This is a genomic window from Oceanimonas aquatica (assembly GCF_030732065.1).
Taxonomy (GTDB): Bacteria; Pseudomonadota; Gammaproteobacteria; order Enterobacterales; family Aeromonadaceae; genus Oceanimonas.
Map to the genome: position 1 here is coordinate 1 of NZ_JAVBHX010000022.1, position 1,216 is coordinate 1,216.

The following is a 1,216-nucleotide window of genomic DNA, read 5'->3' on the forward strand; positions in this document are numbered from 1 at the left end:
GGCTCTCGTCGAACAGATTGAAAAAGGCGAGCTGACCTACAAGCAGGCGCAGGCTCGTTATGGTATTCAGGGGCGCTCGACCGTTCTTGTATGGTTGCGTAAATATGGTCGGCAGGATTGGAGCCAGGGGGCCTCTCTCCGGGCCGGCAGGAGGACCACCATGACTGATCCCGACAACCAGACACCCGAGCAACGCATCAAGGAGCTCGAGCAGCAATTGGAACTCATGAGCCAGAAGGCCCAGTTCTTTGAGGCCGTCGTTGATGTGCTCAAGAACGACTATGGCGTCTCCATCGTAAAAAAGCGACCCGGCAAGTCCTCTCGCAACGGCAAGTCGAAAGGCTGACCATCGTCAGGGCTTGCCGGTTTCTGGGGATCAGTCGTCAAGCTTACTACAAGCGCAATCGGGTCGCTGACCAGCGCCATGCGCAGGGCGTGCACGTGGTGCGCTACGTGCAGCGAGTGCGGTTACGACAACCACGAGTGGGTACCCGCAAGCTGCATTATCTGCTGCATAATCAGGACGATGCATGGCTGAAGGTAGGACGGGACCGGCTGTTTCAGATATTGGCCGAGCACCGTTTGCTGGTGCAGCCCAAGCGGGCATACCACAAAACAACGCACAGCTTTCACCGTTTCTACCGCCACCCCAACTTGCTCAAGGGCGGACCTGACCAGGTCACGCCGGTGGCGCCGGAGCAGATCTGGGTCGCGGATATCACTTATCTGCCGGCCAAGAGCGGGCCGCTGTATCTCAGCCTGGTGACGGATGCCTATTCACGCAAGATAGTGGGCCATCACGTTCACGAAGGGTTGCATGCCGAGTCGGTGGCGGTAGCCTTCAGGCAGGCGCTGAAGCAACGGAATAGCCGCCGGGAGCTCATCCATCACTCGGATCGCGGGGTACAGTATTGCTCGGGCTTGTACCAGTCGCTGCATGAGCGACACGGAGTCCGGTGCTCAATGACGGATGGCTATGACTGTTATCAGAATGCGTTGGCCGAACGGGTGAACGGGATATTGAAAGGCGAGTTGTTGTTGCAAAGCCCGAAGGACTTGGCACAAGCGAGGAAAATGGTGAGTGAGGCCGTTGATATTTACAACCTGGAGCGGCCTCATCACGCATTGAAATACAGAACGCCGGATGCGGTGCATCGGGCGTTCTGAGTGGCGAAAAGCTAGCTGAAAATGTGTAAACCTATTTCAGGACTAGACA

1 protein-coding gene is annotated in these 1,216 nt (G+C 57.1%); it reads left to right on the forward strand.

The window, feature by feature from the left end; translation table 11 throughout:
• Positions 1–1,167 (forward strand): IS3 family transposase gene (locus tag Q9290_RS16450; protein ID WP_306080724.1). Its coding sequence is split into 2 segments (ribosomal slippage), with 1,168 coding nucleotides annotated over them: positions 1–296 and positions 296–1,167; the frame shifts between segments, so codons are not numbered across the junction. This gene is flagged as partial in the annotation.
• Between the last annotated feature and the right edge of the window lie 49 nt (positions 1,168–1,216).